Source organism: Methylibium sp. T29-B, from assembly GCF_000576225.1.
Taxonomy (GTDB): domain Bacteria; phylum Pseudomonadota; class Gammaproteobacteria; order Burkholderiales; family Burkholderiaceae_C; genus Methylibium; species Methylibium petroleiphilum.
In genome coordinates this window covers 1-5,574 of the sequence record NZ_AZSN01000196.1, presented here as the reverse complement: position 1 = coordinate 5,574, position 5,574 = coordinate 1, and the positions used below count along the sequence as shown (strand labels likewise).

General features: G+C 70.5%; 4 protein-coding genes and 2 pseudogenes. 4 read left to right on the top strand and 2 right to left on the bottom strand.

What is annotated here, in order from left to right:
- Positions 1–62: 62 nt before the first annotated feature.
- Positions 63–739: pseudogene (locus Y694_RS19320) on the bottom strand (C40 family peptidase).
- Between the two features lie 159 nt (positions 740–898).
- Between Y694_RS19320 and Y694_RS26875 the strand changes: the two are divergent.
- Together Y694_RS26875 and Y694_RS19310 are read left to right on the top strand one after the other, a co-directional pair.
- A pseudogene (locus tag Y694_RS26875) lies at positions 899–1,474 on the top strand (TetR family transcriptional regulator C-terminal domain-containing protein); the annotation flags it as partial.
- Positions 1,475–1,610: 136 nt separating this feature from the next.
- Positions 1,611–2,591 carry an MDR family oxidoreductase gene (locus tag Y694_RS19310; protein ID WP_011830105.1) on the top strand — a complete coding sequence of 327 codons (981 nt, stop codon included), beginning with the start codon at positions 1,611–1,613 and terminating at the stop codon, positions 2,589–2,591.
- 10 nt (positions 2,592–2,601) lie between these two features.
- Here the strand turns inward: Y694_RS19310 and Y694_RS19305 are convergent, their stop codons facing one another.
- Entirely contained in the window at positions 2,602–4,230 is a 1,629-nt protein-coding gene (locus Y694_RS19305; protein ID WP_036235488.1) for a 4-hydroxyphenylacetate 3-hydroxylase family protein, read from the bottom strand.
- Positions 4,231–4,305: 75 nt separating this feature from the next.
- Between Y694_RS19305 and Y694_RS19300 the strand changes: the two genes are divergently transcribed.
- On the top strand, positions 4,306–4,980 hold the full coding sequence (locus Y694_RS19300; RefSeq protein ID WP_049820812.1) for a TetR/AcrR family transcriptional regulator: 675 nt from the start codon (positions 4,306–4,308) through the stop codon (positions 4,978–4,980).
- Positions 4,977–5,537, top strand: a complete 561-nt coding sequence (locus Y694_RS19295) for an isochorismatase family protein (RefSeq protein WP_011830102.1) — start codon at positions 4,977–4,979, stop codon at positions 5,535–5,537. The genes Y694_RS19300 and Y694_RS19295 overlap by 4 nt, the downstream gene beginning before the upstream one ends.
- The last annotated feature ends 37 nt before the right edge of the window (positions 5,538–5,574 follow it).

Genomic DNA, 5,574 nt, shown 5'->3' with positions numbered 1-5,574 from the left:
GGGATGCTGCGCTCGGCCATGCGGCATGTGCCGCGGGCGCCGAGCCGCGCCGTGCGCGCCGCTCAATGACCGGGGCTGGCGAGTGGCGAGGCGAGGGCGGTCGCGGCGACTGCGGGTGTCGATGCCGGGCTCGCCGTGGCCGCCGTTTCGGCCGGCTGCGGCGCACGCCGTGCACCGTCGTAGCGCTTGCTCCAGTAGGCGACACGCATGTCCTCCACACGCACCTTGCCGCCGGTGCGGGGGGCGTGGATGAACTTGCCGTCGCGACGTAGATGCCGACATGCGAGAACGCCGTGCGCAGGGTGTTGAAGAACACCAGGTCGCCAGGCTTGAGCTCGTCGCGGTTGACGTTCAGCAGGCCCGGCGCCTTGGCCTGCTCGTTCGAGCGGCGCGGCAGCACCAGGCCGACGCTGGCCTCGAACACGTGGCGTGTGAAACCGCTGCAGTCGAAGCCCTGCTCGTCGGTCTCGCCGCCGCGGCGGTAGCGCACGCCCAGGAAGTTCATGGCCGACAGTACGAGGTCCGAGGTCCAGTCGGCGGCGCGCTCGCGCACCTGCTGGGCGAACGAGGAATCGGCCGGGATCGGTTCGATCAGGCCGCGCTCGGCGAGGAAGCGGGCCACGCTGTCCGGCGCGCTGTCGGTGGCACCCGGCTCGGCCTGCACGTTCGTGCCGGCCAGGCACAAGGCCAAGCACAGGCTGGCCAATGGCGGCCGCAGGCTCCGGGGCAGTCGGATCATGGCCGCGAAGATAGCGGCGGCCGGGCGCTGACGTCAAGGCGGAAACTTCTTGTTTCACAAGCACTTAGCTGACTTTCTCGGTCGATCGACGGTGCCCGGCAGGGGCCTGCGGCGGTTGGCCTTGAAAAATGTAGACGATCGGTCTAATCTTCGGGCGCCATGCCTGCCTCTTCCCTTGCGCCAGATCGCGCACGCCCCGTCGCCGTCCGGCGCAGCCATGCCGAACGCGGCGACGCTCGTGACGGCACGCGGGCCCGGTTGGTGCGTGCCGGCATCGAGGCCGTGCTCGAACGCGGCTGGGCCGCCAGCGGCGTGGACGCAGTGTTGCGTTCGGCCGGGGTGCCGAAGGGCTCGTTCTATCACTACTTCCCCAGCAAGGACGACTTCGGCTATGCGGTGCTGGAGGGCTACCAGGCGTTCTTCCTGAAGCGGCTCGAGCGCTGTTTCGGCGGTGAAGCGCCGACGGCGCACCACGTCGACGCGCAGTTCGCCGCCTTCCTGGCCGAGTCGCTCGAGGGCATGGCGCGGCACGGCTGGCAGCGCGGTTGCCTGGTCGGGGCGCTGGGCCAGGAACTGGGCGGGCTGCACGAGGGCTTCCGGCAGCGCCTGCTGGCCTCGCTCGACGAATGGGGCGAGGTGCTGGCGCGTGCGCTCGCCGCGGCGCAAGCGCGCGGCGAGGTGCGCCGCGGGCTCGACCCCGCGCTGGCCGCGCGCGGCTTCTGGGCGGCCTGGGAAGGGGCCGTGCTGCGTGCCCGCCTGGCGCGTGACGGCGCGCCGCTGGAGGCCGCCATTGCCGATTTCCGACGGCTCGTCGCCCCGACTGAGCCGCCAAGTACCGACCCCGACCATCCACTCACGAGGAGACGCGAACATGTTCAAGGCTTTGGTGCTCGACAAGAGCGAGGGTTTTCGCGCCGAGGTGCGCGAGGTCGACGACAGCTTCCTGCCGGACGGCGATGTCACGGTGGCGATCGACTACTCCACCCTCAACTACAAGGACGGCCTGGCGATCACCAACCGCCTGCCGGTGGTGCGCAGCTGGCCGATGGTCGCCGGCATCGACGGCGCCGGCACCGTGATCGAGAGCCGCCACCCCGCCTGGAAGGCCGGCGACCGCGTGGTGCTCAACGGCTTCGGCGTCGCCGAGGTCCACAAGGGCTGCCTGGCCGGCAAGGCGCGGCTCAAGGGCGACTGGCTGGTGCGCCTGCCCGATGCCTTCACGCCCCGGCAGGCGATGGCAATCGGCACGGCCGGCTACACCGCGATGCTGAGCGTGCTGGCGCTCGAGCGCCATGGCATCCAGGCCGGCGACGGCGAGGTGCTGGTGACCGGCGCGACCGGCGGCGTGGGCTCGGTCGCCGTGGCGTTGCTGCACAAGCTGGGCCATCGCGTCGTCGCAGCCACCGGCAAGGCCAGCGAGGCCGACTACCTGAAGCAACTCGGGGCCGAGTCGGTGATCGACCGCGCCGAGCTGAGCGCCCCGGGCAAGCCGCTGCAGACCGAACGCTGGGCCGCCGTGGTCGATGCGGTGGGCAGCCACACGCTCGTCAACGCCTGCGCCCAGACGCGCTACGGCGGTGCCGTGACCGCCTGCGGCCTGGCGCAGGGCGCCGACCTGCCGGGCACGGTGATGCCCTTCATCCTGCGCAGCGTGGCGCTGCTCGGCGTGGACAGCGTGATGGCGCCGCTGGCGTTGCGCCAGCAGGCCTGGGCGCGCCTCGCGAAGGATCTGGACCCCGCGCTGCTGCAGTCGATGACCACCGAGATCGGCCTGGACGAAGCCATCGACGCCGCCGCCCGCTTGATGCGGGGCGAGGTGCGTGGCCGCATCGTGGTGCGCACGCAGGGCTGAGTGCGGACGCTCAGTCCTGCTTTCGCGTCGACTCCGGCAGCGCCACCATCACCGGCTGGCCCGGCACGGTGCAGCCGGTGTCGCAGCAGCGGCCCGGCTGGCGGTTCCGCGTGATCGCGCGCGTCTCGTCATGCAGCACGCCGCGGTCGAGCAGCCGCTCGACCAGCTCCACCTTGCTGCCCACCGGGTAGTTGCGCCAGATCTCCTGCTTCAGCGCGGCCGGCGAGCCGCCGCCGTGCAGGCTGATCACCGAATACCAGCCGCCCTGGTAGGAGGCGGTCAGGTCCTCGATGAAACGCGCGACCTCGATGCGCTTGTCGTAGGGCACTGTCGGGTTGGCGCGCAGCACCTCGGACAGCGTGGCGGCGGTGGCCGGGTTGTGGTCCTCGTCGGGGCCGGGCAGCGCGACGATCAGGCCGCCCGAGACCTCGTGCGCCAGGCGGTGCATGTCGTAGATCTGGGTCGACATCAGCAGCTTGCCGATGTTGCTGAACACCGGCTCGGGCATGAAGCTGCCGCTGTACGGATCGGCCGTGCCGTACACACTGGCGGCCACGCCGCAGGCGAAGAAGCCCTCGGTGATCTTGATCAGTTCGACCATCGGCTCGCGCAGGTTGCTCTTCTCGCCGGGGTCGAAGCCGTTGGCCTCGCACATCAGCGCGCCGGCGCCGATCAGCAGGTCGCCGAAGCCGGCGCGCGCGGCGATGCAGCTGTGGCGGTGGTGGGTGGCGTAGCTGTAGGTCAGCACGCCGCTGTGCTCCCACTCGCCGTCCTGGCCGGCATAGAACACGCGCTCCCAGGGAACGAACACGCGGTCGAAGATCACCACCGCGGTGGCTTGGCCATAGCGGCGCGAGAACAGCGCCGCGCCGTGCTCGAGCTTGTCGCCCGGCCGGCCCGCGGGGCGCGACACCAGCGTCATGCCCGGCGCGTCGATCGGCACCGCGCAGCAGACGGCGAAGTCGGCATCCTCGGCGCCCATGTTGCGCCCCGGCATGACCAGCAGCTCGTGCATGTAGGGCGCGCCGGTCACGATGGCCTTGGTGCCCGAGATCACGATGCCCTTGCCGTTGCGCTCGACCACGTGCACATAGGTGTCGGGGTTGGCCTGCTGATGCGGACGCTTGCTGCGGTCGCCCTTGGCGTCGGTCATCGCGACGCCGAGGCTCAGGTCCTCGTCCTGCACGCGCGCCAGGTAAGCCTGGAAGCGGGCGCGGTGCTCGGTACTGCCCTTGGCGTCGTCCAGGCGCGCGCTGACCTGGGCGATGCCGTTCAGCGCGTCGTGCATCAGGTAGCGCTGCGCGCAACCGGTCTCCTGACACAGCAGGCGCACCGCCTCCAGCTTGTTGAGCAGGTCGCCGGCCGACTCGTTGATGTGGGCCATGCGGTTCACGGTGAAGCCGCGGCTCGACTGCACGGCCAGCGCCAGCGGCGCCATCGCCGGGTCGCGGGCGAAGTCGTAGGTGTAGGCGAGGGCGTTGACGCCGGGGCGCAGCGACGGCGCGTCGGCCACCGAGTCGACCAACTGGCCGTCGACGTAGACCGTCGGCTTGTAGCGGCGCAGCGAGTCGCGGTAGTCGGCGCCGGACATCAGGGTGGCCGGGCGAGCCGGCGGGGCGATGGAGGTCGGAGCGTTCATGGCGGCAGGTCTTCGCGGTGTTGGTTTGGAAAATTGAACAGTGTTCAAAGAATTGATCAACTGTATATTCGAGCGATGCCGAAATCAACCACCCTGCCCAGCGCCGAGCGCGGGATGCGCCAGCGCGCCGTGGCCGATGCACGCCGCGCGCTGGTGCTCGATGCCGCACGGGCCGCCTTCTTCGAGCTCGGGCTCGAGCGCGCGAGCGTGCGCGAGATCGCCCGCCGCGCCGGCTACACGCCGGGCGCGATCTACAGCTACTTCGCGAGCAAGGAGGAGATGTACGGCGCGCTGCTCGGCGAATCGCTGGAGCGCCTGAACCAGGCCGTGGCTGCGGCCCGGCCTGGCGCGGCGCGGCGGGGCGAGCCGGCCGAGGCGGCGACCCTGCGCAGCGCCGCCAATGCCTTCTTCGGCTTCTACCGCGAGAACCCGCGCGACCTGGATCTGGGCTTCTATCTGTTCCAGGGCCTGCAACCGCGCGGCCTGACGCCGCAGCTCAACGAGCAGCTCAATGCCCGCCTGCGCGCGGCGCTGGCACCGGCGCAGCGCGCGCTGGCGCAACTGGGCCTGGGTGAGCGCGACGCCCTGGCCGAGGTCACCGCGCTGTTCGCGCACACCGTGGGCCTGCTGCTGTTGAGCCACACCGGCCGCATCCGCATGTTCCATCAGGAATCGCAGGGCCTGTTCGATCGCTACCTCGACGCGCTGGTCGAGCGAGCCCTGGGCCGGACGCAAGGAGCCGCACGATGATGACAAATGCGATGTCCGCACCCGGCAGCACGCTGGTGCTGGTCGACTTTCAGCAGCGGCTGATGCCGGCCATCGCCCACGCCGACGAGGTGCTTGCGCAGGCGACGCTGCTGGCTCGGGCCGCCCAGCTGCTGGGCATCCGCACCCTCGGCACCGAGCAGAACCCGACCGGGCTGGGACCGAGTGTCGAGAGCCTGCGTCAGTTCTGCGAAAGTAGCCTGTCGAAAATGCACTTCGACGCCTGCGCCGATGGCCTGTCGGAATTGATCCGGACGGATGGTGGCGCGACGGGCGATGTGGTGCTGGCCGGCTGCGAGGCGCATGTGTGCCTGCTGCAGACGGCGTTGGGGTTGCTGCGCGCCGGGCATCGTGTGTGGGTGGTTGCGCCGGCCTGCGGATCGCGTAAGGTCTCGGACCACGCGCTCGCGATGCAGAGGCTGCGCGAGGCGGGTGCGGGGGTGGTCAGCACCGAGATGGTCGTATTCGAGTGGCTGCATTCGTGCCGCCATCCGCGGTTCAAGGACGTGCTCGCGCTGCTGAAGACCCCGGCCGCCTGAGTGCCCGACAAGAAGACAGACAGAACACTGGAGACAA